Source organism: Streptomyces cinereospinus (assembly GCF_042430725.1).
Classification (GTDB): Bacteria; Actinomycetota; Actinomycetes; order Streptomycetales; family Streptomycetaceae; genus Streptomyces; species Streptomyces cinereospinus.
Genome location: NZ_JBHMCY010000095.1, coordinates 1 through 25614, shown reverse-complemented (window position 1 = coordinate 25614; position 25614 = coordinate 1). Strand labels below are relative to the sequence as shown.

Annotated in this window: 24 protein-coding genes, 2 pseudogenes and 1 riboswitch; of the genes and pseudogenes, 12 read left to right on the top strand and 14 right to left on the bottom strand. The window is 73.4% G+C overall.

The features are described from left to right. On the top strand, positions 1 to 226 hold a 226-nt coding region (locus ACFF45_RS32080), incomplete at its 5' end, for an FCD domain-containing protein (RefSeq protein ID WP_381350390.1). A gap of 58 nt (positions 227 to 284) precedes the next feature. Here the strand turns inward: ACFF45_RS32080 and acs are convergent. Continuing rightward, positions 285 to 2276, bottom strand: coding sequence for an acetate--CoA ligase (gene acs / locus ACFF45_RS32075; protein ID WP_381350389.1), 1992 nt, complete (start codon positions 2274 to 2276; stop codon positions 285 to 287). A 114-nt stretch (positions 2277 to 2390) separates the two neighbouring features. Next, positions 2391 to 3089 carry a hypothetical protein gene (locus ACFF45_RS32070; protein ID WP_381350388.1) on the bottom strand — a complete coding sequence of 233 codons (699 nt, stop codon included), beginning with the start codon at positions 3087 to 3089 and terminating at the stop codon, positions 2391 to 2393. A gap of 125 nt (positions 3090 to 3214) precedes the next feature. On the opposite strand from ACFF45_RS32070, the gene ACFF45_RS32065 reads away from it, so the two are divergent. Continuing rightward, the gene (locus tag ACFF45_RS32065; RefSeq protein ID WP_381350387.1) at positions 3215 to 3862 is read left to right on the top strand and encodes a TetR/AcrR family transcriptional regulator; all 648 of its coding nucleotides are present in this window, start codon (positions 3215 to 3217) and stop codon (positions 3860 to 3862) included. Positions 3863 to 4074: 212 nt separating this feature from the next. Here ACFF45_RS32065 and ACFF45_RS32060 read toward each other — a convergent pair whose 3' ends face one another. Then, positions 4075 to 4653 (bottom strand): hypothetical protein, encoded by a 579-nt coding sequence (locus ACFF45_RS32060; protein ID WP_381350386.1) that lies wholly within the window; start codon positions 4651 to 4653, stop codon positions 4075 to 4077. A gap of 137 nt (positions 4654 to 4790) precedes the next feature. Here ACFF45_RS32060 and ACFF45_RS32055 point away from each other — a divergent pair, with 137 nt between their 5' ends. Next, positions 4791 to 5414, top strand: coding sequence for a TetR/AcrR family transcriptional regulator (locus ACFF45_RS32055; protein WP_381350384.1), 624 nt, complete (start codon positions 4791 to 4793; stop codon positions 5412 to 5414). Between the two features lie 194 nt (positions 5415 to 5608). Here ACFF45_RS32055 and ACFF45_RS32050 read toward each other — a convergent pair. Next, a pseudogene (locus ACFF45_RS32050) lies at positions 5609 to 5805 on the bottom strand (substrate-binding domain-containing protein); the annotation flags it as partial. Here ACFF45_RS32050 and ACFF45_RS32045 point away from each other — a divergent pair. Continuing rightward, complete coding sequence (locus tag ACFF45_RS32045) at positions 5758 to 5892, top strand: hypothetical protein (RefSeq protein ID WP_381350394.1); 135 nt, start codon at positions 5758 to 5760, stop codon at positions 5890 to 5892. The pseudogene ACFF45_RS32050 and the gene ACFF45_RS32045 overlap by 48 nt on opposite strands. A 397-nt stretch (positions 5893 to 6289) precedes the next feature. On the opposite strand, the gene ACFF45_RS32040 is transcribed toward ACFF45_RS32045, so the two are convergent. From ACFF45_RS32040 to ACFF45_RS32000, 9 genes are all read right to left on the bottom strand, one after another. Next, positions 6290 to 6910, bottom strand: a complete 621-nt coding sequence (locus ACFF45_RS32040) for a DUF1707 SHOCT-like domain-containing protein (RefSeq protein ID WP_381350383.1) — start codon at positions 6908 to 6910, stop codon at positions 6290 to 6292. A 19-nt stretch (positions 6911 to 6929) separates the two neighbouring features. Beyond that, entirely contained in the window at positions 6930 to 7748 is an 819-nt protein-coding gene (locus ACFF45_RS32035; RefSeq protein WP_381350382.1) for an ABC transporter ATP-binding protein, read from the bottom strand. Then, the gene (locus ACFF45_RS32030; protein ID WP_381350381.1) at positions 7745 to 8857 is read right to left on the bottom strand and encodes a FecCD family ABC transporter permease; all 1113 of its coding nucleotides are present in this window, start codon (positions 8855 to 8857) and stop codon (positions 7745 to 7747) included. The genes ACFF45_RS32035 and ACFF45_RS32030 overlap by 4 nt, the downstream gene beginning before the upstream one ends. After that, on the bottom strand, positions 8854 to 9876 hold the full coding sequence (locus tag ACFF45_RS32025) for an ABC transporter substrate-binding protein (RefSeq protein ID WP_446697139.1): 1023 nt from the start codon (positions 9874 to 9876) through the stop codon (positions 8854 to 8856). Before ACFF45_RS32025 ends, ACFF45_RS32030 begins: the two co-directional genes overlap by 4 nt. A gap of 28 nt (positions 9877 to 9904) precedes the next feature. Beyond that, a riboswitch (cobalamin riboswitch) is annotated at positions 9905 to 10088 on the bottom strand. Positions 10089 to 10140: 52 nt separating this feature from the next. Further along, a complete protein-coding gene (locus ACFF45_RS32020) occupies positions 10141 to 10890 on the bottom strand; it encodes a class I SAM-dependent methyltransferase (RefSeq protein WP_381350380.1) in 750 nt (249 codons plus the stop codon). Then, positions 10859 to 12148, bottom strand: a complete 1290-nt coding sequence (locus tag ACFF45_RS32015; protein ID WP_381350379.1) for an MDR family MFS transporter — start codon at positions 12146 to 12148, stop codon at positions 10859 to 10861. The genes ACFF45_RS32020 and ACFF45_RS32015 overlap by 32 nt, the downstream gene beginning before the upstream one ends. Next, the gene (locus ACFF45_RS32010; RefSeq protein WP_381350378.1) at positions 12141 to 13394 is read right to left on the bottom strand and encodes an ATP-grasp domain-containing protein; all 1254 of its coding nucleotides are present in this window, start codon (positions 13392 to 13394) and stop codon (positions 12141 to 12143) included. Before ACFF45_RS32010 ends, ACFF45_RS32015 begins: the two co-directional genes overlap by 8 nt. Next, positions 13391 to 14413 carry a cysteine synthase family protein gene (locus ACFF45_RS32005; protein ID WP_381350376.1) on the bottom strand — a complete coding sequence of 341 codons (1023 nt, stop codon included), beginning with the start codon at positions 14411 to 14413 and terminating at the stop codon, positions 13391 to 13393. The genes ACFF45_RS32010 and ACFF45_RS32005 overlap by 4 nt, the downstream gene beginning before the upstream one ends. After that, a complete protein-coding gene (locus ACFF45_RS32000; RefSeq protein WP_381350375.1) occupies positions 14410 to 15345 on the bottom strand; it encodes a GHMP family kinase ATP-binding protein in 936 nt (311 codons plus the stop codon). The genes ACFF45_RS32005 and ACFF45_RS32000 overlap by 4 nt, the downstream gene beginning before the upstream one ends. Positions 15346 to 15703: 358 nt before the next feature. Between ACFF45_RS32000 and ACFF45_RS31995 the strand changes: the two genes are divergently transcribed. The 5 genes from ACFF45_RS31995 to ACFF45_RS31975 all read left to right on the top strand — a co-directional run bounded on the left by ACFF45_RS31995 (position 15704) and on the right by ACFF45_RS31975 (position 20804). Next, on the top strand, positions 15704 to 16687 hold the full coding sequence (locus ACFF45_RS31995) for a ferric reductase-like transmembrane domain-containing protein (protein WP_381350374.1): 984 nt from the start codon (positions 15704 to 15706) through the stop codon (positions 16685 to 16687). A 448-nt stretch (positions 16688 to 17135) separates the two neighbouring features. Next, complete coding sequence (locus tag ACFF45_RS31990) at positions 17136 to 17945, top strand: restriction endonuclease (RefSeq protein ID WP_381350373.1); 810 nt, start codon at positions 17136 to 17138, stop codon at positions 17943 to 17945. Positions 17946 to 18188: 243 nt separating this feature from the next. Continuing rightward, positions 18189 to 19502 (top strand): cation:proton antiporter, encoded by a 1314-nt coding sequence (locus tag ACFF45_RS31985; protein WP_381350371.1) that lies wholly within the window; start codon positions 18189 to 18191, stop codon positions 19500 to 19502. Positions 19503 to 19613: 111 nt separating this feature from the next. Further along, entirely contained in the window at positions 19614 to 20015 is a 402-nt protein-coding gene (locus tag ACFF45_RS31980; protein WP_381350368.1) for a DUF6153 family protein, read from the top strand. 123 nt (positions 20016 to 20138) lie between these two features. Then, positions 20139 to 20804, top strand: a complete 666-nt coding sequence (locus tag ACFF45_RS31975; RefSeq protein ID WP_381350367.1) for a DUF305 domain-containing protein — start codon at positions 20139 to 20141, stop codon at positions 20802 to 20804. Positions 20805 to 20889: 85 nt separating this feature from the next. Here ACFF45_RS31975 and ACFF45_RS31970 read toward each other — a convergent pair whose 3' ends face one another. Further along, positions 20890 to 22848 carry a trypsin-like serine protease gene (locus tag ACFF45_RS31970; RefSeq protein ID WP_381350364.1) on the bottom strand — a complete coding sequence of 653 codons (1959 nt, stop codon included), beginning with the start codon at positions 22846 to 22848 and terminating at the stop codon, positions 20890 to 20892. 213 nt (positions 22849 to 23061) lie between these two features. On the opposite strand from ACFF45_RS31970, the pseudogene ACFF45_RS31965 reads away from it, so the two are divergent. The 3 genes and pseudogenes from ACFF45_RS31965 to ACFF45_RS31955 all read left to right on the top strand — a co-directional run. Then, a pseudogene (locus tag ACFF45_RS31965) lies at positions 23062 to 23405 on the top strand (VOC family protein); the annotation flags it as partial. 12 nt (positions 23406 to 23417) lie between these two features. After that, positions 23418 to 23894, top strand: a complete 477-nt coding sequence (locus ACFF45_RS31960) for a YxiG-like protein (protein ID WP_446697140.1) — start codon at positions 23418 to 23420, stop codon at positions 23892 to 23894. A 256-nt stretch (positions 23895 to 24150) separates the two neighbouring features. Further along, positions 24151 to 25614 (top strand): sensor histidine kinase (locus tag ACFF45_RS31955; RefSeq protein ID WP_381350362.1); only part of this gene is annotated, 1464 nt, incomplete at its 3' end.

Here is a 25614-nt window from a genome sequence, read left to right as displayed (position 1 = left end):
CTACCGCATGGCGTTCGTCTCGTGGAACCCGCTGGAGTGGCAGGCGGACACGAGCTCCCAGCACCGCACCATCGCCGAGGCGGTGAAGTCGCGCGACGCCAAGGCGGCCTCCCACGCGCTGGCGACCCACCTGGCCCGCACCGCCCTCGTCGTCCTCTCCAGCGCCTCGCCCACCTACGAGCCCGTCCGTATCCGCAGGGCCCTCGCCGCCGCGTGCGGCCAGTAGCCGCACCCGGCCGCGGGGCCGGCGCACCGCCTCGCGCTGCGCCGTCGTGCCCGCCCGGTCAGTTCTCTCCCGGGGCGGCCGGCAGCCCGGACCGGATCAGGTCCATGACGGAGGAGTCGGTGAGAGTGGTGACGTCACCCAGCTCCCGGTTCTCGGCGATGTCGCGCAGCAGGCGCCGCATGATCTTGCCGGATCGGGTCTTGGGCAGCTCGGGGACCGTGAGGATCCGCCGGGGCTTGGCGATCGGGCCGAGCGTCCTGCCGACGTGGTCGCGCAGTTCGGCGTCGAGTCCCGGGCCGCCCGCACCGGCTCGCCCGCCGTCCTCGGCGCTGCCGCGCAGGATGACGAAGGCGACGACGGCCTGCCCGGTGGTGGCGTCGGCGGCGCCCACGACGGCGGCCTCGGCGACCTCGGGGTGGGACACGAGCGCGGACTCGACCTCCGCGGTGGAGATGTTGTGCCCCGACACGAGCATCACGTCGTCGACGCGGCCGAGCAGCCGGATGTCGCCGTCCTCGTCCTTCCGGGCGCCGTCACCGGCGAAGTAGCGGCCCGGGAAGCGCGACCAGTAGGTGTCCAGGTAGCGCTGGTCGTCGCCCCAGACCGTGCGGAGCATCGACGGCCACGGCTCGGTCAGCACCAGGTAGCCATCGGAGCCGGCGGGCACCTCCCGGGCCTCGTCGTCGACCACCGTGGCCGCGATGCCGGGCAGCGGGACCTGCGCGGAACCGGGCTTGGTGACGGTGACACCGGGCAGCGGCGAGATCATCATCGCGCCGGTCTCGGTCTGCCACCAGGTGTCCACGACCGGGGCCCGCCCGGCGCCGATGTGCTCGCGGTACCAGACCCACGCCTCGGGGTTGATCGGCTCGCCGACGCTGCCCAGCACCCGCAGGCTGCTCAGGTCGAACCGCGCGGGGATGTCGTCGCCCCACTTCATGAACGTCCGGACGGCGGTGGGCGCGGTGTAGAGGAGTGTCACCCCGTACTTCTGGACGATCTCCCAGAAGCGGCCCCGGTGCGGGGTGTCCGGGGTGCCCTCGTAGAGCACCTGGGTGGCACCGTTCGCCAGCGGTCCGTAGACGATGTAGGAGTGGCCGGTGATCCATCCGATGTCGGCGGTGCACCAGTAGACGTCGGTCTCCGGCTTCAGGTCGAACACCGCGTGATGGGTGTAGCCGGTCTGGGTCAGGTATCCGCCGGACGTGTGCAGGATGCCCTTCGGCTTCCCCGTGGTGCCCGAGGTGTAGAGGATGAACAGCGGATGCTCGGCGCCGAACGGCTCCGGGGTGTGCGCGGCGGACTGCCGGCCGACGATCTCCTGCCACCACACGTCACGTGTGTCGTCCCAGGCGACGTCCTGGCCGGTGCGCCGCACCACCAGGACGCGTTCGACCTGTGGCGTCCGGGCCACGGCGGCGTCCACGACGGGCTTGAGCGCGGACGGCTTGCCACGGCGGTAGCCGCCGTCCGCCGTGATCACCAGCTTGGCGTCGGCGTCGGCGATCCGGGACGCCACGGCGTCGGCGGAGAAGCCGCCGAAGATCACCGAGTGGGGGGCGCCGATCCGGGCGCAGGCGAGCATCGCGACGACTGCCTCGGGGATCATCGGCAGGTAGACCGCGACCCGGTCGCCCTGGGTGACGCCGAGTTCGGTCAGGGCGTTGGCGGCCCGGCTCACCTCGTCCTTGAGTTCCGCGTAGCTGATCGCCCGGCTGTCGCCCGGCTCGCCCTCGAAGTACAGAGCGATCCGGTCGCCGTGGCCGGCCTCGACATGGCGGTCGACGCAGTTGTACGCGACGTTCAGCTCGCCGTCGGCGAACCACCGGGCGAACGGCGGGTTCGACCAGTCCAGCGTCTCGGCCGGTTCGGTGGCCCAGGTCAGCCGGCGGGCCTGCTCGGCCCAGAAACCCAGCCGGTCGGCGTCGGCCTGCTCGTACGCCGCGGCCGTGACGTTGGCCGCCGCCGCCAGATCGGCGGGGGGAGCGAAGCGCCGCCCCTCCTCCGTCCGGCCGACGAGCGACGCACCGTCCCGCACTGATGGAGTCATACCCACCGCTTCCTTACATGACATGTTGATAAATGTAATATATATTCGAGTGTCACGTCCAGAGGTCGCAGGCGGTGAACGCGACGTCACCGCGGAGGGACCTCTGCCGACCTCTCAGGCGCGCGCCGCCGCCGCGGCGACGATCCAGTTCCTGAACTCGACCGCGTAGTGCCGCAAGTGGTGCTCCAGCACGTCCTGCGGGCAGGTGACGGGCACGTAGAACGTCAGGTGCGCGGTGAAGCCGTCGGGGGTGTCGGCGAACTGGATCAACGCCCGCCCGACGACGGTGCCGTCGGTCAGGAAGAGGTTCGAGGACATCTTGTGGGTGCACGCGGACTGCGGGAGGAGTTCGTCGGCGTCCGCGGCCCAGGCCATCGCGTCCGTTCCCCAGCCGCCCATGAGGAAGGAACAGACGTGGGGGCCGACGTTCTCCACCACCCGGAACGATCCGTCGGGCCCGGGGGTCATCACGTAGTGCTCGGGGTGCCCGGCGAGGAGCGCGCCCTCGTCGCCCGCGAAGGCCTGCTCCATCCAGGCCACCAACTCCCCGGACGTGAGGCCCCGCGCGTCGAGCACCGTCGTGCCGGACCGGAAGCTGCCGCCGGAGGCCTGGGCGTTCTCGCGGAGTCGGGCGTTGCCCTCCTCGATGTCCGCCGCCAGGAGGTCGAGCAGGCCCTGGCGACCCAGCAGCGTCCGGAAGCGGTCCAGGGCGCGACGGGCGTACGCCAGCTCGTAGTCGTCGATGCTCCCGGCTCCGGTGGGGCCCGACACGAGGGCCACGGACACGGGCGGAACGGTCTGGTTGTCGGTCATTCTCGTACCTCCACATGAAGCGAATGTGTATTCACATTCGCGTCGGAGGATACTCAGAGGAACCCGCCCGTGCACAGCCCCTGTCACGAAAGACCTTCGGGAACGCGCTCGCTACGCTGCGGCACATGACTGACGAGCCGAACCGCCCCGCCCCTTACCGGGAACCCCGGCAGGCGCGCAGCACTGCGACGTTGGCGCGCGTCCTGCGGGCGGCCGAGGACATCGCCTCCTCGGACGGCCTGGAGGAGATGACGATCACCGGCGTCGCCGAGCGCGCCGGTGTCGCCGTGGGCACGATCTACCGCCGTTTCGAAGGCAGGGAACAGCTCATAGCCGCCCTGACCGATCGGATGCTGCAACGGCGCGAGGAGTACGTCGCCGCACAGCTGCGCGACGCCGAGCCGTCGCTGTCCGGCGTCATGGACGCCTACGCGCACGCGCTGCTGCGGTCCTTCTCCGACAGCAACAGCCTCTTCACCGAGCTGCTGCGCGCGCGGGAGAGCAGCGCACTGGACCGCGGGGCCCGCACCATCACCGAGATCCACCGCCTCCTGCTCGACGCGGCGGCCCCTTACGCCCACGAGATCCGGCGGTCCGACCCCGCGGCAGCGCTGGACACCGCGGCGCGCGCCCTCCTCGGCGCCTGCTTCCACAACTCGCTGCGCCCGGACAGCCGGACCGGGGAGACGGACCAGCGCCAGTACGCCGAGGAACTCAGCGACATGGCGATCGCCTACCTCCTCACCCCCGACCGCCGCCCCTCCCGGGCCTGACCCGCCGGCACGGGGACAGCTCGGGATCCGGTAGCGGCAGCCCGGCGTGGACGAAGGACTCGAACGGACCGCCCACACCTCGCCGCCCCCCCGAGAGCCCCCCGCGCCGCGCGTCGGCGGGAGGGCTCTCGTGCGCAACGGGATCTGGCGGAGAACGACGGTGAGCGGCCCCGGGGTGCGGGATCCGCGCGCGTCGTCGCGCCGGCGACATCTCAAGAGGCGAGTCGGTTCGCCTTGTCGGCCTGCCCCAGACGCAGTGCGGAGACGAGGAAGAAGACCCCGCCCAGGAAGGCGTAGCCGGCCAAGGCACTCAGGGAGGCGTTGTCCTGGCCGGCCCGGGCCGTGAAGGAGCCCCCGGCGAGAGTGGAGACGGCACCGCTGGCGATCATCGGCCACTGTCCCGCCATGCCGCGTCGCAGGACGCCGACGATCAGCTGGACGAGTCCCGCGGTGACGGCCCAGACGCCCCAGACCCGCAGGACGGCCGGGATGCCCGAGGTGGCGGCGGCGGCCAGACCTGCGGCGGTGAGGGTGCTGAGCGCGATGTTCGCACAGAGACCGCGCACCGGTCCGCGGTTCGCCCTGGCGGACCGGACGTCGACGACCGCGCAGGCCACGTCGAACAGGGGGTAGATTACGAGCAGCGTCGCGCTGAGGAGGTCCAGCGAGTCGGCGGAGGCGAACAGGAGAACGGCCCACACCGCGGCGAACGCGAAGCGCAAGAAGTACAGGCGGCGCAGCGCCGCGGGGTCGCTCGCGGTGGGGGCGGGGGCGGAGGCGGAGGCGTCCATGAGGGGTCCTTTCGGCCAGGGCGGAGCTGGCGGCGAAGGGTGAGGGAGAACGTTCGGTCTTGGCATGCATCCAAGAGGGCCCCGGAGCCGCTGTCAAGACCGAACGTTCTCCCTCATCGGCTGATACAGTGGGCGCCATGAGCACGGGCACAGAAGGCGGGGGCGCGTCCGAGGCACGGGTGCGGCTGCTCGACACGGCGACCCGGATCTTCTACGCGGAGGGGATCCACTCCGTCGGCGTGGACCGGATCATCGCGGAGGCCCAGGTCACTCGCGCCACCCTGTACCGGCACTTCAAGGGGAAGGAGGAGTTGATCCTCTCCTACCTCCGGCGGGCCGATCAGGGCATCCGGGGACAGGTGGCCGCCATCCGGGCACAGGGCCTGCCGGCGGCCGACACGGTCCGGGCCGTGAGCCGGTACCTCGCCGAGGGCATCCGGTCCCCCGGGTTCCGCGGATGCGCCTTCCTGAACGCGGCGGCCGAGTACCCCGACCCGGCGCACCCCGTCCACCAGGCCGTGCTGGCCCACCGGCAGTGGTTCCTGGAGACCGCCACGCGGCTGCTGGAAGACGCCGGTCGCGCTCCCGCCGACGCGGCGGGCCGGCACTTCGTCATGCTCCGGGACGGCGCCATGGCAGCCGGCTGCCTGTTCGACCCGACGCTGATCTGCGAGACGTTCCTGAACGGCGTCGAGGGCATCCTGCGCGCGGGCACGGCCCCGCCGCCCGCACCGGACTCCCCGGCCACCCTGCCCGCCTGAGCGCCCGGGCGGGAAGAGGGCGGCCCGCGTCCACCTGACCGGCCGCGGCTCGCCGGTGACGGCCGACGGCGGCCTCCGCCCCGCGGGCGGGTCGGTGCCGACCGCACGCCGCGTCGGAGCACCTCCCGCAGTTCGTGTCCGGCACCAGCCGCTCGACGGACCTCATCTCGCCATCGGCCGCATCCAGCGACCCGTCAGGACGACTCGCGCACCACCAGCCCCGTGGGGAGCGTCAACTGCCGCCGCGTTCCGCCGGGTTCCGTGATCTGCGTGAGAGGAGGCGCGCCATCGTCCGGCCCAGTTCCTCGACCGGCTGACGCACCGTCGTCAAGGGCGGGTTGGTGTGCCGGGCGAGGATGGAGTCCGCGAAGCCCACGACGGCCGAAGGACCTACGTGGTCACCGCAGCACAGCAGCGGGCCGCGTCCGCGCACTGGTACGCGCAGGTGGCCCGCACCGGCGTCCTGCCCGGCGCCTGACCGATCCCCCGGCCCCGGTGCGGCACCGCACCTGCCCGCTCGATGCCGCACCGACGAGCCGGCCCGGTGGCGCCCGACTCCCGGGCGCCACCGGGCCGGCTCGTCCCGTCCGAGGGGCCCACCCAACCGGACGGCACCGTTCAGCCCACACCGGCCGCCGGTCGTGCCGAAGATCCACCGGCGGCCCCGGGACCCACCCGCAGGTCCGGCGCACAGGGAGGGTGACCATGTCCAGCGTCTCCGGACGATCCCTGCTCGGACACTCAGGCACAGCCGCCGCGGGAGCGGCCCCCGGCGGCGCGGCGGCGGCCCGGTCGGCGCGGGCCGCGGAGGCGACGCCCGCTCAGGCACGGGCGGAGTGACGGGCCGGGCCTGGCCGACGGCGCGCTGAAGTGGCTCAGCGGCATCGCACCCGCGTGGGAGGACAGGTGGCGGCCCCTGGCCGGCCGACCGCACGGCGTCGGGGCCACGCGCCTCGGCGCCGCGCGTGGCGGATCCTCAGCCGGCCGAAGCCCATGGTCCCGGAGACGCGGATCGTCGGGCCGCCGGGGCGGGAGCGCCGCGGGGCCTCGTAGCGCAGGTCCTTCCACTCCGCGCGCAGCCCCTCGACGTCGACGACCGTGTCGCGGGGCACCGTGATCCTGGCCCCGCCGGTCCCCAGGTGCAGCTCGATGTCGACGACCGGGTGTTCGATGACCGCCCGGGACAGATCAAGGCGCACGCTTCCGTACGCGGACTCGACCTCGAGGGTCCGAGGGACCCGCCACGCGCCTCGCCGCTTGATCCGTCCGCCGGCGGCGGCGATCGTCGACGCGGTGCCGGGCTGCTGCTCCGGGAGTGAGACCAGGGCCGACACGAGCTCGCCGCGCGCCGTGGCGGTGAGCGCCTGGTGGAGGCGTCCGTCCAACTCCTCGTGCGAGATGAGGCCTTCGGCGTACGCCTGCTGCAAGTGCCGCACGGCCGTGTCGCGGTCGTCTTCGCCGATCGGCGGCGGCGGGTCGTCCGGTAACGAGGTCACCACTGCACCCTACTGCCCATCACCCGACGGGATGATCCGCCTTCGCCCGTGTGCCCTGCTGCGGCTCCCCGGGAAGGAACGTCACCTGGGGTGCCCCCGTGCGCGGGTGGACGGCGACCTCGCTCGCCACGCCGTAGACGTCGGCGAGGAGCTGCGTCGTGAGCACCTGCGCGGGTGGGCCAAAGGCCGTGACCCCGCCGTCGCGCAGGACGTAGAGGCGGTCGCAGTAGTAGGCGGCCAGGTTCAGGTCGTGCAGGGCGAGGAGCACCGTGGCGGGCAGTCGGCGCAGGGTGCCGAGGACGTCCAGCTGGTGGCGGATGTCGAGGTGGTTGGTCGGTTCGTCCAGGATGAGCAGGGAGGGCCGCTGGGCGAGGGCGCGGGCGATGAGCACGCGCTGGCGTTCGCCGCCGGAGAGCCGGTCGAAGGGGCGGTCGGCCAGGTGGGTGGCGTCCACCGCGGTGAGCGCCGACTCGATCAGCTCGGCGTCCTCGGCGGTGTCGCCGGCCAGCAGGCGCTTGTGCGGGGTGCGGCCCATCGCGACGACCTCGCGCACGGCGAGATCGACGTCGGTGCCCGAGTCCTGCACCACCGCCGCCACGGTGCGGGCCACCTGCCGCACGGGCAGCGACCAGGCGTCGGCGCCGTCGATCCGGACCGCCCCGCTGTCGGGGCGCAGGACCCGGTAGACGGTCCGCAGCAGGCTGGACTTGCCGCTGCCGTTGGGGCCCACCAGCCCGATCGTCTCTCCCGGACGGGCGGTCAGCGAGACGTCCCGCACCAGGTGGCGGGCGCCTGCGGTGAGCGTGACGCCGTCGACGGACAGGTCGGTCGCGGTCATGCCACTCCTCGGTCGGTGTTCCGCCGGGCGTCCCGGCGCATCAGCCACAGGAAGAACGGCCCGCCGCACAGTGCGGTGAGGACGCCGACCGGTACCTCCGTCGGCGCGGCGACGATGCGCGCGGCGATGTCGGCCCAGATGAGGAACACCGCTCCGCCGAGTGCGGCCGTGGGCAGGACGCGGCGGTGGTCACCGCCGACGAACAGGCGCACGATGTGCGGCAGGATCAGACCGACGAAGCCGATCGGGCCGGCCGCCGACACCAGGACGCCGGTGACGAGGGACACCAGGACGAACAGGCGGGCGCGGAAGCGGGCCACGTCCAGCCCCATGGTCGTGGCGGCCTCCTCGCCGGCCAGCAGCAGGTTCAGATCGCGGGCCTGCACCAGCAGGACGCCGATACCGAACAGCATGGCCAGGCTCGGCAGCCACAGCGTGCCCCAGGTGACGCCGCCGAGACCGCCGAGGGTCCAGGCGAGCACGGCGCGCGCCTCGTTGCCCCGGTCGGTGGTCAGCAGCAGCAGGTCCAGCACCGCCGTGAGCACCGACGCGATCGCCACGCCGGAGAGCACCAGCCGGGCCGAGGTGATCCGGCCGCCGGTGCGGGCGGTGGCGTAGACGAGCAGCAGCGCGCCCAGGGCACCGGCGAACGCGGCGGCCGACAGCGACGCCGGTCCGAGCAGGCTCACCCCGAACACGATCACCGTCACCGCGCCGAGGGACGCGCCGGAGGAGACCCCCAGCAGGTAGGGCTCGGCGAGCGGGTTGCGCACCAGCGCCTGCAGGGCGGTGCCCACGACGGCGAGCCCGGCACCGGTCACCGCCCCGAGCAGGACGCGCGGTGCCCGGATGTCCAGCACGATGGTCGCGCGGGCCCGCGACCAGTCGGGGGTCACCCAGTCGGCGCCCAGCGCGTGCGTCACGATGCCCCACACCTGGCCGGGCGGCACCTGCACCGAGCCGATCGCGAGGCCGGCCGTGGCGGAGACCACGAGCAGCACGGCGAGCACGAGCAGCGTCCCGGCCACGGTGCCGCGGCGCGCGCCGCGTCCGTCCGGTGCCCGTCGTGCTGCCCGCCCGGCGGGTGCCCCGGTCGCGGTCCGGGTCACCGGAAGCTCTCGGGGTGCAGTCCGCGGGCGAGGTCCTCGACCGCGTACGCCGAGCGGACGCCGACCAGGGTGGCGGTCAGCGGCAGGACGACGAACCGCCGGTTCTTCACGGCCGGTACGTCCGCGAGGGCGGGCTGGGCGAGCAGGAACTCCTTCTTCTGCTCGACGCTGCCGGCCCCGGTGTAGTCGTAGACGGCGATGACCTCCGGCCTGCGTTCGACGACCTGCTCCCAGGAGACGTCGCCGAAGACGTCGTCGAGGTCGGCGAAGACGTTCCGGCCGCCGGCCAGCCGGATCAGCTCGGTGCCCAGGCTCTTGCCGCCCGCGGTGAAGGCGGTCTTGTCCCCGCTGTCGTAGACGAACACGGGCACCTCGGGCTCGTCCCGCACGGCGCCGGCGGCCCTGCCGACCCGGCCCCGGAGGTCGGCGACGAGCCGGTCGGCCCGGCCGGTCACGCCGAAGATGCGGCCGACGGTGCGGATCTCGTCGTAGGTGTCCTCCATCGTCACCCGCTTCTCGCCGCAGTACTCGCGGTTGAGATGGGTGTCGATGCCGGCGTCGGCGAACGCCTCGCGGGAGCGGCCCTCGTTCTCGGCGAAGGCACTGCCGTAGCCGCCGTAGACGAGGTCGGGTCCGGTGTCCAGGACGGTCTCGAAGGACGGCTCCTTCTGCGCCAGTTCGGGGATCGCCTCGAAGTCCTCGCGCAGTCCGGGCAGGACGGCCGAGTCGGGGAAGGCGGTGCCGACCATGCGGTCCCTCAGCCCGAGGGCGAGCATGAGTTCCGCCGGGTGCTGGTGGATGGTGACCACCCGGGACGGCGGCCGGTCGTACGTCGTGCGCACACCGCAGTTGTCGACGGTGACGGGGAAGCCCTTGAGCGACGGCGCCGGCGCCTTCTCGTCCCGGGCGGCGTCGCCGGACGAGACGCAGCCGGCGGTGAGCAGCGCCGCCGACAGGGCGAGCGCCGCCGCGGCGCGCAGCGGCCGGCGCGTACGGGCAGGGGGTAACAACCGTGACACGTAGAGCCTCCTGGAGTCCGCGCTCCTCGGAACGGGCCCGCGACAGGGCAGTGTCCTGACTCCCGGATCGACGTTCCCCCTGCCTTCCCGCGCGGTCGGCGCAGTGGCATGTCGAGGGGTGCACTCCCCGGTCACAGTGGCGGGACCGTGCCGGATTCGCACCGGCTTCCTGGTTCCCGTCGCGGCGATGACCCAGTGATAGTACGTGCCTTTGAGTGAGGAGTGACAGGGCGTGCGCTCCCGGCCGCCCGCCTCCGCCTGCCGTCAGGTCTCCCGGACGGCCCGCAGGACGAGGCGTTCGGCGTTCTCGTCGTACGGGCGGCCGTCGAAGCCGCCGAAGACCTCCACCCGGCCGAACCCCGCCTGCTCGGCCATCTCCCGCAGCTCCACCGCGCTGTACACGAACCACACCAGTGTGGCGCGGGTGACCCGGTCGCCCCGCACCAGCACCCAGTCGCTGCGCAGCCGCGCCCAGTCGTCGAGCACGGTGTCGGTCTGCACCAGCAGGTCGTCGCCGCGCCGCACCACCTTGGGCGGGGTGACCCTGCGCGCCAGCAGTTCCTTGCCCGCGAGGTCCAGGACGAGGGTGCCGCCGGGTGCCAGGCAGGTGTGCATGGTGCGCAGCACGCGCGCGTTGTCGGCGGGGTCCTCGAAGTACCCGAAGGACGTGAACATGTTGAGGACGACGTCGAAGCCGCCCGGTGCCGTGTAGGCGCGTGCGTCGGCCCGCACATAGGTGACGTGCGCGCCGGCGTCGGCCGACCGTTCGCGCGCCCGGTCCAGCATGGCCGGGCTGAGGTCCACCCCGGTCACGTCGTGGCCGCGTCGGGCGAGCGGCACGGTGAAGACCCCGGGACCGCAGCACAGGTCCAGCACCCGTGCGCCGGGCGGGAAGGAGAGCAGGGGGGAGGTGCGCAGCAGGTCCTCGGCCTGGGCGTGACGCTGTTCGGAGAAGAGGAAGTCGTGGAACTCCGTCCAGAAGTCATCGTCCTGGAACCCGCCCGTTCGTGTCATGCGGCGTCAGTGCTCCTTCGTCGGGACCGTGAGGGCCGGGCCGTCGCGTGGTACGGCGGTACAAGATCAGCAGCAGCGGGGGGAGCAGGAGGCACTGGGCGGCGGCCAGCAGCCAGAACCAGCCGGTGTTCCCGGCCTGTTCGCCCAGCCGGTACAGCTGCCCGCCCAGCACACCGCTCGCGCAGGCGCCGAGCCCCGCGGCCAGGCGTTGCCGGCCGAAGACCTGGGCGTCGGAGCAGCGGCTGCGGCGCAGCGCCTCCAGGTCGTTCTTGAGGAACAGCACGATGTCGCCGAGCGTGATCAGCGCTCCCCCGGCCAGCAGTGCCGCCCGGGTGCCGATCGCCAGCACGGCCAGCCCGGCGGCCAGGCCCGTGAATCCGGCCGTGAGGGCCACGGCGTACGGCAGGCGCCGGATCCACTGGGCCGCGAGCGGCTGGACGACGATGACCAGCGTGAAGCAGAGCAGCAGCACCAGGCTGTAGAACCCGCTGGAGGCCCGGTCGACGGCGTAGACCGCCAGGTAGTGCTGGAAGTGGAAGTAGAGGTAGAAGGCGAGCGCGTTGGCGGCGAACGGCAGCGCCGCCGGCCCGGCGAGCAGGCCCCGCCCCGGCGCCCGCGCCCCCGGCTCCGGCTGGGGCTCCGGCTGGGGCTGGGGCTGGGGCTTCGCCTCGGGGAGCCGGGCGTGGCCCGCGGTGACCAGGACGAACAGCGCGGTGACGGCGACGAACAGCCGGCCGGGTGAGGACAGCACGAACGGCCCGGCGATCAGCGGGCCCACGGCCATGCCCGCGTTGAGCGCCGCGTTGCCCGCCGACAGGAACGCCGGGCGGTGCTCGTCGTCCACGCCGTGCACCAGGTACGCCTTGTTGGCCGGCAGGTACAGGGCCGCGCCGCAGCAGGTCAGGACCAGCGCGCCGACCGCCAGGGGCGGCCAGCGCAGGGCCAGCAGCAGGCCGACGAACCCGGCCGTGCGCACGACGAGGGCCGCCAGCATGGTGCGGCGCAGCCCGATCCGGTCGGCGAGGGCCCCGCCGACGACGCCGCCGGAGAACTGCACGAGTGACGCCACCGCCAGGACGACACCGACCGTGCCGAGCCCCATGCCGAGCCGTTCGTGCAGGAACACCGACATGAACGGCAGGACCATGAAGCTGCCGAGCGGGATCAGGAACGAGCTGAGCAGCAGGAAGCGCGGCGGACCGCCGAGCGTGGACAGCGCGGCCCGCAGGCCGGTGGCGCCCCGCGCCGGATCAGTCACCGCGGGCCCCGGCGCCGGCCGGCGGCGGAAACGGTTCGGTGCGCACGCGTACGGCGTTCGCGGCGGCCACCGCCCGGTGCGTGGCGAGTTCGGCGGTCTCGGCCTCGGCGTAGACGATGCCCGCGTAGCCGCGGCTGTCGCCCAGGTGCTCGACGGCGTCGCCGATCCGTTTGACCGGGTACCAGGCGGGCGACCCCGGCATGGCCGCCAGCCGGTCGAGCCCGGCGACCCCGGTGAACGTGCCGGGCGCCGCGGGGTAGCCGAGGACGAACGCGACGGCCGGGCCGCCGGGAAGTGCGGCGTCCATCAGTCGGGGGCGGCGGCCGAGGGCGGCCTCGATCATCGCCTCGTACACGTTGACCCCCAGGGCCCGGCACAGGCCCTCGCCGACCAGGGCGCCCCCGATCCTGGGGTTGACCTCCACCACCTCCGGTCCGTCGGCGGTCAGGACGAACTCCACGTGGGCGAAGCGGTCGGTGTAGCCGAGGGCGGCGAGCACCTCGCCGAGCCACCGTTCCAGCGACACCCGCCGTGCCTCGGGGAAGGCGACGGGGAAGGCGGTGATCTCCTCGCGGAAGTGGGGCTCCGGTGACATCAGCCGGCTGGAGACGCCGAGCAGCCGGGTCCGGCCCGACCAGGTGAGGGTCTCGGCGCTGTACACCGGCCCGGTGAAGTAGGGCTCGGCGAAGAGCCGTCCCGTCAGTCGCCGGCCCGCTGCCTCGCCGAGCGCCGCGTCCAGCTCCTCGCCGTCCCGGACCAGCCAGACGTTCTGCGATCCGGTGCCGGCCGTGTCCTTCAGGACGGCGGGCAGTCCGGCCTCCTTGAGCAGCAGTTCCCGCAGGTCCGTGCCGGGGGCGGTCGCCTCGACGGCCCGCCCGCGGGTGAGTCCACGCTCGTGCAGCCGGTTGCGTACGGCGGCCTTGTCGCGGGTCAGGCGGAGCACGGCCGGGTCGAGTCCGGGCAGGTCGTGACGGGTGGTGAGCTCGGCTCCGACCAGGGTCCAGGTGTCGGTGGAGCTGATCAGTCCGTGCAGCTCCGGGGTCCGGTGCAGGTCCTCGCTCAGCCGCTGCACGTCGAAGGTGTCCGTCTCCACGACGTCCAGGGCGCCCGGGGGCAGCCCGGCCAGTTCGTACGCGTAGTAGGCGGGGTCGCGGGTCAGCAGCCGCAGCCGCTCGCCGAGCGCGTCGGCGGCGCGTACCAGACGGCCGAGGCCGAAGGTGAGGGACTCCAGGCAGACCACGGTCATGCCACCCGCTCCTTCCAGCGCGCCGGGCAGGGGGTGCGCTGCCACGTCATCGTGGACCAGGGCATGGTCATCGCCTCGGGGTCGCGGACCTCGACGGGTTTCAGCGCGGCGGGGTCCGGGGCCTCCGCGTGCCGGGCGAAGACGCGTTCGACGTAGCGGTGTCCGGTGTCCGCGCCGATCACCAGGTGCAGCCGGTCGGGGTGGCGGCGGGCCTCGTGCGCGGCGGCCAGGTACGCGGCCCCGGTGGACAGTCCGGCGAACACCGCGTGCTCGCGCAGCAGGGCCACCGCGCCGGACATCGCGTGGGTGAAGTCCATCCAGTGCACGGTGTCGTAGAGGTGGTGGCGGACGTTGTCGAAGACGATCGACGACCCTATCCCGGCGATGATCGCCTCCGGGTCGTGGTGGTCCTGGCTGCCGAAGGTGACGCTGCCGAAGGGCTGGACGCCGACCAGCCGCACCGACGGGTCGGTGGTCCGCAGCCGGTCCACGATGCCGCCCGTGGAGGCGCCGGACCCGACGCCGCCGACGACGGTCAGCGGGCGGCCGGGGAACGCCGCCGCCAGCCGGTCGGCGACCTCGTGGTAGCCGAGGCAGTGGACGTCGTCGTGGTACTGGCGCATCCAGTGGCACGCGGGCCGTTCGGCGAGGATCTCGCGGATCCGCCGCACCCGCAGTTCCTGGTCGAGCTTGAGGTCGCGGGACGGTCTGACCTGTTCGACGGTGGCGCCGAGGATCTCCAGCTGGGCGAGGGTGGTGGCGTCCACGGTGGTGGACGCGACGATGTGGCAGCGCATGCCGTACCGGTGGCAGGCCAGCGCGAGCGCGTAGGCGTAGATGCCGCTGGAGCTGTCGACGAGGGTCTGGCCCGGACTGACCGTGCCGCGGTCGAGCAGGTGGCGGACGGCCGCGAGCGCCGAGTAGACCTTCATCGACTCGAACCGCACCAGGACCGTGCCGTCGGTGAGCCGGACCAGGTCGGGGACCTTCAGGGCGTCGGCGATGTGGGGGTGGATCACCCGTAGCCTCCTTGGGCGAATGAGCACTGGTGGCCGAGCGAGTGGAAGAACGCGGAGAGGTCGGACTTCAGCCCGGCGCCGGGGCGGCGCGTGAAGAGGTAGCCGCTGAGGCAGCCGGTGTGGGCGACGAAGACGCCGTCGGCGCCGAACCGCTCGCGGTGGGCGAGCAGGTCGTCGAACGTCGCCTTGGGCAGCACCTGCTGGGACAGCGCGGCGCTGCCGGTCGCGGCCCGGGCGACGGCGGCCGGGTCGCCGGAGCCGAAACCTTTCAGCAGGTCGGTCAGGCACCGCTCGTACTCCTCGCCCCGCCGCCGGTAGTGGTCCAGCAGCACGGTGGTGACGGCGGCGGTGTCCACCGTCCCGGGCTCGGTGACGAAGGCGGTGTGGAAGCCGATGTCCGTGCCCAGCCGCCGGACCACCCGGTGCCGTCCGCTGAGGTGCAGGGCGAACTCGTCGAGGAAGACGCTGTCGGCGCGCTCGATCGCCGCCAGGATGCCGAGCAGCACGTCCGTGTCGCAGGGCAGGCAGAAGACGCGGAACAGGCAGCGCAGCGTCGCCACGATGTCCGCGGTCGAACTGGCCATTCCCACCCCCACCCGCAGGTCGGAATGGGTGCTCCAGCGCCCCGGCGGGAGGGTGAGGCCGTAGTGCTCCAGGAAGAGCCCCACCGCGGTCGCCGACTTCTCCCCGAACGGCGGTGGCTGCGGCGGGCCGGCCGCGGGTCCCGGCGTGAAGTACACCCAGGAGTGGCGGTCCACGGGGAAGGACACCACCGCGATGTCCGGGTCGGGGCCCGCGTGCAGCGGGCCCTGGTAGAGCTCGCCCAGAGTGCCGTGGCAGACACCGGACACGGCCGGCGCCGCCCGCCCCGGTCCGCCGGACGGCGAGCCGGCCGGGAAGCGGTACGGCTCGCGGGAACCGGCCTCACGCACGCGTCCTCCTCCTGGTTGCGAGCCCTGTGCCTGGACCGGGGAGGAGGCGCGGTCACCCGTACGCCTGTGACCGTCTCGTCCCGCCGACCCAGTCCCGGATGTCACCGTGCACGAGCCGGGCGGGCGGCCCCGGGCGCGGTGGCAGGTCAGCGTAAAAGGCCCGGACCTTACCGCGACAGTGGCTGTTCGGCGGTTGTCCTGAATACGAAGGTGGCGGTCAGGGCGGGAGATCGCCACGGGCCCGCGAACCGCTCTGGCCGGATCGAGCCTCAGCGGCGCCTGTTTCCCTCCGTCACACTTGTTCACCCACGACACCTGCGCACCGCCGCCGCGGTGACCCGTGCCCGGGAGGCCCCTGATGCTGCCAGACGCGAGGCCGGACGACGACGGTACGGCCGCCCCGGCGGGCCCCGGCCGGCGTCCGGCCGACCGGGTCGCGCTCCGCGGTGATCTGCGGGCCGCCGTGCCCGACGCGACCGCGGCGGTGGCGGTCACGGCCGCCGTGTTCGTGTTCCTCTCCGTGCGCATGGGGTCCGGCACGTCGGCGACGGTCGCGGTCATGCCGTTCATGGACGACCCGGACACGTACTGGATGTATCTGCTCAGTCAGGCGTTCGGCTGGTCGGGACTGCTGTGGGCCTGGGGCACGGTCGTGCTCGGGCTGCTGCTGTCGGGCCCCCGCCCCGCCCGGCTGCCGGTCTCCCGGCAGGTCCTGGAACGCTGGCACCGCACCACGAGCCTGACCACCATGGCGCTGATGTTCGCGCACGCGCTGCTGTTCGCGGCCGAACTCGTGCGCTACGAGGTTCAGCTGACGTGGGCCCAGCGCCTGTGGACGGGTTTCGCGGACACCTTCGTGCCCGGCTGGTACGACTCCGGCACCGGCAGGCTCGCCATCCCCATCGGCCAGGGCGCCCTCTACCTGGCGATCCCCCTGGGGCTGCTGTTCTACGTCCGGCACCGCATCGGCGCGAACACCTGGCGCCGGCTGCACCGGTTCGTGATCGTGGTGTACGTGCTGAGTGTGTGGCACACCCTGCTGTACGGGACCAACGTCTGGTACGGCGAGTGGCCGCGCACGGTGCTGTGGCTGCTGCAACTGCCGGTGGCGGTGCTGTTGTTGCTCCGACTGCTGCGGCCCTCCCGCCGAGCCGAACGACTGGGCGCACCGGGGCGCCGGGAGGGCGTGTCCCTGCCGGGCTGGACGGTGCGGGCGGCCGGACGGGCCGCCGCCGCGGCCGTCGTCGTCGGGCTCCTGGCCGTGGTGGTGTCGGGACACGACGGCGGCCGGGAACGCCCCGCACCGCCCGCGACGTCCCCGAACGCCCAGGAGCCGGAGTGACGCACCACCACGGCTGACGGACCGTCAGCTTGGACGCCACCACCCGCGCTGCGGGCCACCAGCACCGACGGGCCACCGGCACCGGCACGGTCCAGCGGAAGAACGCCCGCCGGCCGGTCGGCGAGGCCGGCACGTAGCGGACGCCCATGGTGAGCGCCGCCGTGGCGGACGCGGTGAGGAAGGCCACGGTAGGTCGCCCTCCGCGCGCGGGGAGCCGGCCGCAGGGGCGCAGCCCATGCGCGCGAGCAGGGTGTCCGGGGCGATCAGCCCCACCGCGCCCGCGCCCGCGCCCGCAGGGGCGGCGAGGACGCCGAAGACGGCCCTGGTCCAGCCGGACGAAGAGCGGGGCAGCGGCCGCGCGAAGTCCTTGGCCGGTCGGAAGAGTTGCCGGAGGGCTTACGCGGGCACACGACGGGGATGATCTTCGTTGCCGGAGAAAGGAGTGACCGTGGTCACCCTGCCCGAGCGCCCCGAGCGTCCCGCGTACTCTGAGCGCCGCTTCGACCTGCGCGCGACAGCCATGTTCTTCGGACTCAGCGCGGTGGTCCTGGTGTGTCTGGGGCTGGTCGCGCGCGCGGCGGCGCGGGTCGTGGAGCAACGCCCGCTCTGGGCGGCCGTCCTGTCGCTGGTCGGCGTGGCCCTCGCCCTGGCCTACGGCAGGCGCCGGCGCCGTCTGACCGCCGCCCGGCTCGCACGCCGCACCACCGCGGCACTCCAGCAGGCCACGACGACGGCGCTGGACGCCCTCGACGCGACCGCGCCCGCTCAGGCTCCCGGGGCACCGTGCACCGGCGCACCGTCCCCGAGCGGCCCGGGGGCGACGCCCGACGAGCCGACCGTCGTCCTGGACCACCACGCCCTCAGCCCCGACGAGTTCGAGCAGGCGATAGCCGACCTGTGTGTACGGGGCGGCTGCTCGCAGGTACAGGTCGTCGGCGGCGCCGGCGACCTCGGTGCCGACGTGGTCGCGCTGACCCCCGACGGCCGGCGCCTGGTCGTCCAGTGCAAGCGCTACGGCGACGACAACAAGGTCGGCTCCCAGGAACTCCAGCGCTTCGGCGGCACCTGCTTCACCGTGCACGAGGCGGACCTGGCCGTCGTCGTCACCACCAGCGAGTTCACCGCACCAGCCGTGGAGTACGCCGAGCAGTGCGGCATCGTCTGCGTGGACGCGAGCGCTCTGCGCGCCTGGCGGGACGACCCGGCGGCCCAGCCCTGGGCCGCCGTCGTCGGCGGGGTCGAGGACGGGGCCGGGTGAGGGGGCGCGGCGGGCGGCTCGCACACACGCCCCCTCCGATGCGGACGTACCCGTGCCCGGCTGCCGCAGCGAGCCGACCGGTCGGCCCGGTGATCCTGTGCTGAGGTGGGTACGCGATCAAGACGCGCGCCACCGCGCCGGCCGGAGGCAGGCAGGTGACCGGTGGTCCCGGTCGCCGTCCGGCGGCCGTCGCGCGCGGATCGGCAGGGCGGCGGGTGGACGGGGCGGAAGGGGCGTGGCGCGGTGACGATCTCCGACGCGGTGTTCGCATGGCTGGGCGGGGGCGCGCTCCTCGCGGCGGTGCTGCCCCGGGTGGTGGCCGGGCGGCCGTTGTCCCTCCCCCTGGTGTTCCTGGTGGCCGGGATCGGGGTGTACCTGCTGCCGTTGCCGCTGCCGGTGATCGACCCGGTGGCGGACCGGCTGCTGGTGGAGCACGTCACGGAGATCTGCGTGATCGTCGCCCTGATGGGCGCGGGACTGGCGCTGAACCGCCCGGTCGGCCGGCGCCGGTGGGCCTCGACCTGGCGGCTGCTGGGCATCACCATGCCCCTGACCGTCCTCGCCACCGGTCTCACGGCGTGGTGGCTGCTGGACTGGCCGCCGGCCGCCGCGCTGCTGCTGGCCGCCGTCCTGGCCCCGACCGATCCGGTGCTCGCCTCGGAGGTGCGGGTGGGTGAGCCGACCGAGGACGAGCACGACGAGGACGAGGTGCGCTTCGCGCTCACCAGCGAGGCGGGGCTCAACGACGGACTGGCCTTCCCCGTGACCTACGCGGCGGTGGCGCTGGCGGCGGCCGCGGGCAGCGGCTGGTCGGCCGAGTGGACCGGCGGCTGGGCGGCGCTGGACGTCGGGTTCAGGTGCGGGGTGGGCGTCCTGAGCGGGTGGCTCGTGGGACGGCTGCTGGGCTGGCTGTTCTTCCGGCCCCGCTCGCCGGTGCTGCGGCTGTCCGAGCACCGCGAGGGCTTCGTCGCCCTGGGCGCCACCTTCCTGTCGTACGGGGTGACCGAACTGCTGGGCGGATACGGTTTCCTGGCCGTGTTCGTCACCGCGTGCGCGATCCGCGCGGCCGAGCGCGCCCACGGCTTCCACAACGTCCTGCACGACTTCGTGGAGCAGGTCGAGCGCCTGTTCACCGCGGTGCTGCTGTTCGTGCTGGGCGCCTTCATCGCGCTCGGTGGCCTGGCTGCCCTGACCTGGCAGGGTGCCGTCACCTCGCTGGCGCTGCTGGTGGTGATCCGGCCGCTGTCCGGCTGGGCCGGGCTGCTCGGCAGCCGGCTGCGGGGTCAGGAACGGTGGGTGGTGGCGGGCTACGGGATCCGCGGCATCGGCTCGCTCTACTACCTCGCCTACGCACTGGGGCAGCACGCGTTCCCGGTGCCGCAGCGGGAGCTGTGGGCGGTCGTGACCTTCACCGTGCTGGCCTCCGTCATCCTGCACGGCGTCACGGCGGGGCCGGTCGTGACCCGCCTCGACCGGCTGCGCACCGCCGCGCCCCCGCCGTCCGACGGCACGGTGGGCGACGGGCGCACGGGCGCACGGCGGGGACGTGACGGCTGAACCGGGCGTTGCTCCGGTCCGGGGACAACCGGTGTCCGCTGTTCAGGGGGCGTCGGACCGGCGTCGGTGGCCCTGCGGGGCCTCGTCCGCCGGTGGCCCTACGATGGCGCCATGTCCAGCAGCGTCACGATCTCCCGCACCCGCCCGGCCGGGCGGGTGCTGGTGCTGCTGATCCTCGTCGTGATCGGCGGCGTGCTGGGCATGCACGCCCTGGCTCCCGGGGGCGGCCTGCCCGACGGGCACACCGGGGCCGGGCACATGACGGCGGCCGTCCAGCCGGCCGCCCACGGGGCCGATACGGACTGTTCGCATCCACCGGGCGGGGCCGGCCACCTCCACCACGCCGACGCCGCCTGCGCCGCCGCGGGCACCGCCTCCGCGTACACGCCCCCCGCGCTGGGCGCCGCGCCCGCGCACACCACCGCTCCGGCCCTCCGTACCGGCGCGGCCGCGGCCGACCGGAACCACCGGGCGCCACCTGATCTGTCCGCACTGCAACTCCTGCGCATATAGAACGCCCCGCCCGGCACCGCGCCGGCTCACCGAGAGAGCCGGACGCGTGGTGCCGCGCGCCGGCGTCCTCATCCGCCATCCACGCATGCCCCGACCGGGCCGTACACCCAGGAGTCGCACCTCATGCATCTCACGCCTTCTCTCGCCCGCCGTACCGTCGCCCTGGCCGCCACCGTCACGACGGCCGCGTTGTCGCTGGCCGCCTGCGGCGGCGCCGGCGGCGACAGTTCCGCCGGCCACGGCGGCCACGGCGGCAACGCCGGTTCCATCACCGCTTCCGCGCCCGCCTCCGCTGCCGCCTCCGCCTCCGCTGAGCAGCAGCGGCACAACGCGGCCGACGTCGACTTCGCCCAGGGCATGGTCCCCCACCACCGGCAGGCCGTGGAGATGGCCGGTCTCGCGCCGGAGCGAGCCGAGTCGGCCGAGGTCAAGGAGCTCGCCGAGCAGATCAAGAAGGCCCAGGACCCCGAGATCAGCACCCTGTCCGGGTGGCTGACCTCCTGGGGCGAGACGGTTCCCGCCGCGGGCGCCGCGGACCACTCCACGCACGGCGGCGCGGACGGCATGATGAGCGCCGAGGACATGGAGCGGCTGGAGCAGGCCTCCGGCACGGCCTTCGACACGGCCTTCATGGAACTGATGATCGAGCACCACGAGGGTGCGGTGGCCATGGCCGAGGCCGAGCAGACGGACGGTGTCCACGCGCCGGCGAAGAAGATGGCCGCCGACATCATCCGCAGCCAGTCGGCCGAGATCGCGCGGATGAAGCGGTTGCTCGGCACCGACTGACGGACCCACGCGTGAGCCCGGGGCGGGCGCCGAACGGCGTCCGCCCCGGGCACCGGACCCGTTCCGCGACCCCTGCGCGGGTCGCCTACCAGGTGCTGCCGCCCGCGGGCACCTCGCCCCCGGCGACCATCCAGTCGTGCCACTTCAGGTGGACGTCGGCGAAGCGCCGGCCGTCGCTGCGGGAGACGTACACGTCTGCCGTGTCGCCCCGGGTGAAGGCGGCGATGTCGTCCTTGCCGTCGCCGTCGAAGTCGCCGACGCCCGGAATCTCGTGGTACGCGGCGAAGTCGGCGTTCCACACCGCCGCGGTGCCGGTGAAGGCGGCGCCGTTGCTCAGCGCCACGAACACGTCGGCCCGGTCGCCGCGGGTGAAGGTGACGAGGTCGGCCTTGCGGTCGCCGTCGAAGTCCCCGACGGCCGGGATCTCGGAGCCGAAGCAGAAGTCGCCGTGCCAGCGCTGCGGCGACCCGAATCGGGTCGCGGTGCTCAGCGCCACCCACACGTCGCCCTGGCCGCCGCGGGTGAAGGTGATCGCGTCGGCCCGGCCGTCGCCGTTGACGTCGGCCAGCGCCGGGATCTCGTTGGACATCGCGTTGCCGTTGCCCCAGAACGTCGCCGCGCCGAACGCCGTCCCGCTGCTCAGCGCCACCCAGGCGTCGCCCGCGGATCCCCGGGGGAAGGCGACGATGTCGTCCTCGCCGTCACCGTTGACGTCACCGACGGCCGGGATCTCGTCGTTCGGGGTGAACCAGGTGTGCCAGACCCGCGACGGCGCGAACCCGGTTCCGGTGCTCAGCGCGACCACCGCGGTGTGTACGGAACCACGGGTGAAGACGACGATGTCGTCCCGCCGATCGCCGTTGAAGTCCCCGACCAGCGGGAACTGGTCGGTGTCGGCGAACGACGACGCCCATTTCGTGGGCGTGCCGAACGGCCCGGCGCCGGACGGGTTGCTCAGCGCCACCCACACCGAGTAGTTGTCGGGGCTGCCGGCTTTCACGACCCCGCGGACGAAGGCGGCCACGTCGTCCTTGCCGTCGCCGTCGAAGTCACCGCTGCGGCTCATCCAGCCGTCGCTGGCCAGTGCCGGAACCTGCTCGACGATCCAGCGGGACAGCGGTCCCTCACCGACCCGGGCGAAGCCGCTGCCGGTGACCGCCCGTCCGCACTGGTTGCCCTTGATGAAGCTCGTGACCCCGATCAGTCTTGGGGTTCCCTGCCCGTACGCGATCAACGGCCCGCCCGAGTCGCCGTGGCAGATACCGCTGATACCCGCCCCGGCCACGCCGGCGGTGAGCATCGTGTCGGCGCGGTAGGTCGGATAGGTGCCGAGGGCGGCCGCGTCGTCGGCGACCTGGAGCCCGCGCGTCTGCAGGACGTCGGGGTAGCCGCCGGGTGAACCGAACAGCGGGTCGCCGACCCATGTGGTCGCACCCCAGCCGAGGGTCGTGACGTTGCTGCCGGGCAGCCAGGTGTTGCGGTTGTTCGTGAACGCCATCCGGATCGGCGTGACGGCTGACGGCGTCGACAGCTTGAGCAGCGCGACGTCGTAGTGGGGCGTGTCGTCCCAGGTGCGGGTGTACTGGGGGTGGCGGACGATGCTGGTGACCCCTCGGACCTCCCCGGCTGAGCCGGTGAGGCGGGTCCGCCCGATGACCACGGTGATCTGCTGCGGTGTCAGGCCCTCGGTGCAGTGCGCCGCGGTGAGGATCCAGCCACGTTCGATCAGCGATCCGCCGCAGAACCTGGTGTCATAGGCGTTGCCCGGCTGGTCCGCGCGCGTCAGGGCGGCCATGAACGGGAACTCCCCCTCGGCGGCCGGCAGCCCGTTGAAGATGGCGTGGGCGGGCGCGGCCGGGAGCAGGATGGCCAGCGCCACGACCGCAGTCGGCACCACCCGCCGCAGGCGCGTACGCCGTGCCTCCTCGCGTCCGCCGGCACGAGGCCGCACACGTACTCGCCGGGTCCGATGGACGATGACCGTGATCATGGCCATGACCAGCGCCACGGAGAAGACGGTCAGGACGAATCCGCCAGTTGTCATTGCGCCCCCCAAGCCGCGCCGCGACCCTCGCCGCGGCGGAAAAATCCCCGGCGGACACCGTAGTCGGGCACCGCTCGCGACCCCAGCGATTGGCCCGAATTGGTGCGGTTGCGTCGCTTGTTGCCGGCCGGGGCGGTCGGGCTCCCCGCCGGGGCGGCCCCGGGGCACCCGGCCGGAGACCGGCCTGCGGGGCGTCTCCGTCCAGTGGCGGACATGGCATGCCGCATCAGTGAGCCGGTCCCGGACTGCGCCGGTCCCGAACGGCTCGCCGCGTTCCGGAGCGAGGTCCTGGGGTACGCCGAACTGGGCCTGGAGGACGACGGGAGCATCGGGATCGGGCCGCCCGGCGGCGGCTCCGGCGGCCCGCGCTCGTCCTCAGCCGCAGCGGCGGCCCGCGGCCCGGGAAGCTCCGGCTGCACGTCGACGCCAACGCCACCGGCCGCGACCAGGACGCCCAACTGGAGCGGCTGCTCGCGCTCGGCGCCAGGCCCGCCGACGTCGGCCGGACCGGCACCGAGAGCCGGCACGTCCTGATCGACCCCGAAGGCAACGAGTGGTCCAGCCGCCCAGTGGGCCGCGGTCGCCGCCGGCTCCGCGCTCTTCGGCGCCTCCTGCGCCGCCATGTTCTGTCTCCTGCGGGCCCGGATCCAGCCGGTCTGACCCCGCGCGGCGGGCCGGCGGGGCCCCTCGTCGACCACCACGGTGCCGTGCGCCTCGACGAACACGTCCCGGGCGCGGAGTGCCACACCCCGCACCCGGGCGCGGAAGTCCTGCCCGCGTCCGAGGCGGCCCGCCGGTGGGCGCGGGCCCTCGAAGCCGACGTCCACGAGGTCCGTGCCGAGACCGACACCCATCGTCCCCTCCCGCTCTTCTCCGACCCGAGCGTCAGCGAGGCCCCGGGCACGACCGGGGCTCACGCCCCTGCGAACGGCCCCGCCCTGCGCCGTTTCGCACCGCTCAGATCCGGCTGGTTGGCTGAAAATCGACTCTCCAGGCTGTACGCGAAGATGAACGCCCGCACAACAAAAGGGCAGCAAATGCCCTGAAAGTGTCAACCACAGTCAACGCAAGGGCGTTTTTTGACCGAGTCGGCCTAGATACCACACCTCGGCGGCACGCTGATCGTTTCGCGACGAAGTGAACTGGTGTGAAGAACAGCCCTCCGTCAGGGCCTTCTGACCAAGAGTGGTCATTAGCATGAGGGGCGCGCTAGAACCGGAGGACGGCGTACCGCCGTTGAGGTTCTCAATGACGCGCCAGTCGTGGACGTACTCCTGCTCTCACGGACCGAGGGACCGCGGAATGCCAGTGCCTGCTCGCCCCCGCCAGCGCCAATCTGTGCAGGAGACTCGCCCCTCACGGGCCGTGCTCTCCGCAGCCCTGGTCGTCACGGCCGCGGGGGCCGCGGGGGCCGTCGCCCTCGCACCCGAGACAGCCCGCACCTGGGTGGCCGGAACAGCGATCGTCGCCTGGGCGTGCATGGCGGCCGTCGCCACCACCGCCTCCGTCCGGCTGCGCCGGGCGCTGCGCCGGGCGGAGGCCCGCAGCGGCGAACTGGAGATGACCAAGAACAACTGGATGCAGCACGGCGCCGAGACGGACCAACTGGTCAACACGACGCTCCCGGCGATCGCCCGGCAGCTGGCGCACGGCACGAGCGCCGACGACATCCTGGCCGGAACACCCACCCCCTCCGACCCGTACCTGCGGCGGGTACTGCACCTCTTCACCAGCGAGGTGGCCGAATCCGCACGGCGGGCCGCCGAGGCGCGGTCGGAGATCGAGCGGATGCTGCGGGAACGGGACCGGTGGATGAGCGAACTCGAACGCCTCACCATCGACACCATGCCCGCCGCGGTGACCCTGCTGCGTGAGGGCAACTCCGCCGAGACCGTCCTGGCCAAGCTGGACTGGCCGGAGAACCCGCTGCTGCGCTCCCCCGCCGAGTCGTTCATCCGGGAACTGGCCCGCAGCGAACGCCGTTCCGCCGCCGCCCAGGCGGCCTCCGCGAAGGCCCTGAGCCGGGTCCAGGCCAAGACCGTCAGCATGCTCGCCGACCTGCGCGAGATGCAGGAGCGCCATGGCGCGGACGTCTTCGGCGACCTGCTGCGCCTGGACCACAGCACCTCCCAGCTGGGCCTGATGACCGACCGGCTGGCGCTGCTGATGGGCGGTCGCTCCAGCCGCGTCTGGAACAAGCCGATCGTCATGGAGAGCATCCTGCGCGGCGCGGTCGGCCGGATCGCCGCCTACCAGCGGGTGCGGCTGCACAACTCCAGCAAGGCCGCCATCGCCGGCTTCGCGGCCGAGGGCGTCATGCACCTGCTGGCCGAACTCATGGACAACGCGGCCAACTTCTCGCCGCCCATCGACGAGGTCCACGTGTACGTGGAGGAGCGCAGCGCCGGCCTCGTCGTCACCATCGAGGACAGCGGTCTGAAGATGTCCGACGCCGCCATGCGCCGCGCGGAGGAGGCGGTCTCGGGCCAGGTCACCGACCTCGCCTCGCTCCAGGGCACCCGGCTGGGCCTGGGCGTGGTGGGACGCATCGCCGCCAAGTACGGCATCAGCGTCAACTACCGCCCCTCGTCGCGCGGCGGTACCGGCGTCGTCGTCCTGCTGCCGCCCCAGGTGGTGGCCCAGCAGCGCGAGCCGGTCGCCGCGGACCGCGCTCGCCCCGGCGCGGAGGTCACCGCCGCCAGCCCGGCACCCGCGGCGGCGGCACGGGTCCGCCCGCAGGTGGTCGCGCCGGCGGACGCGGCACCG

What these genes read in the sequence shown, in the direction of transcription:
- acs (WP_381350389.1), bottom strand. Translation starts at nt 2,276, where the DNA reads ATGACTCCATCAGTGCGGGACGGTGCGTCGCTCGTCGGCCGGACGGAG.
- ACFF45_RS32070 (WP_381350388.1), bottom strand. Translation starts at nt 3,089, where the DNA reads ATGACCGACAACCAGACCGTTCCGCCCGTGTCCGTGGCCCTCGTGTCG.
- ACFF45_RS32035 (WP_381350382.1), bottom strand. Translation starts at nt 7,748, where the DNA reads ATGACCGCGACCGACCTGTCCGTCGACGGCGTCACGCTCACCGCAGGC.
- ACFF45_RS31980 (WP_381350368.1), top strand. Translation starts at nt 19,614, where the DNA reads ATGTCCAGCAGCGTCACGATCTCCCGCACCCGCCCGGCCGGGCGGGTG.
- ACFF45_RS31975 (WP_381350367.1), top strand. Translation starts at nt 20,139, where the DNA reads ATGCATCTCACGCCTTCTCTCGCCCGCCGTACCGTCGCCCTGGCCGCC.
- ACFF45_RS32065 (WP_381350387.1), top strand. Translation starts at nt 3,215, where the DNA reads ATGACTGACGAGCCGAACCGCCCCGCCCCTTACCGGGAACCCCGGCAG.
- ACFF45_RS32010 (WP_381350378.1), bottom strand. Translation starts at nt 13,394, where the DNA reads ATGACCGTGGTCTGCCTGGAGTCCCTCACCTTCGGCCTCGGCCGTCTG.
- ACFF45_RS31970 (WP_381350364.1), bottom strand. Translation starts at nt 22,848, where the DNA reads ATGACAACTGGCGGATTCGTCCTGACCGTCTTCTCCGTGGCGCTGGTC.
- ACFF45_RS31995 (WP_381350374.1), top strand. Translation starts at nt 15,704, where the DNA reads ATGCTGCCAGACGCGAGGCCGGACGACGACGGTACGGCCGCCCCGGCG.
- ACFF45_RS32055 (WP_381350384.1), top strand. Translation starts at nt 4,791, where the DNA reads ATGAGCACGGGCACAGAAGGCGGGGGCGCGTCCGAGGCACGGGTGCGG.
- ACFF45_RS32060 (WP_381350386.1), bottom strand. Translation starts at nt 4,653, where the DNA reads ATGGACGCCTCCGCCTCCGCCCCCGCCCCCACCGCGAGCGACCCCGCG.
- ACFF45_RS32020 (WP_381350380.1), bottom strand. Translation starts at nt 10,890, where the DNA reads ATGACACGAACGGGCGGGTTCCAGGACGATGACTTCTGGACGGAGTTC.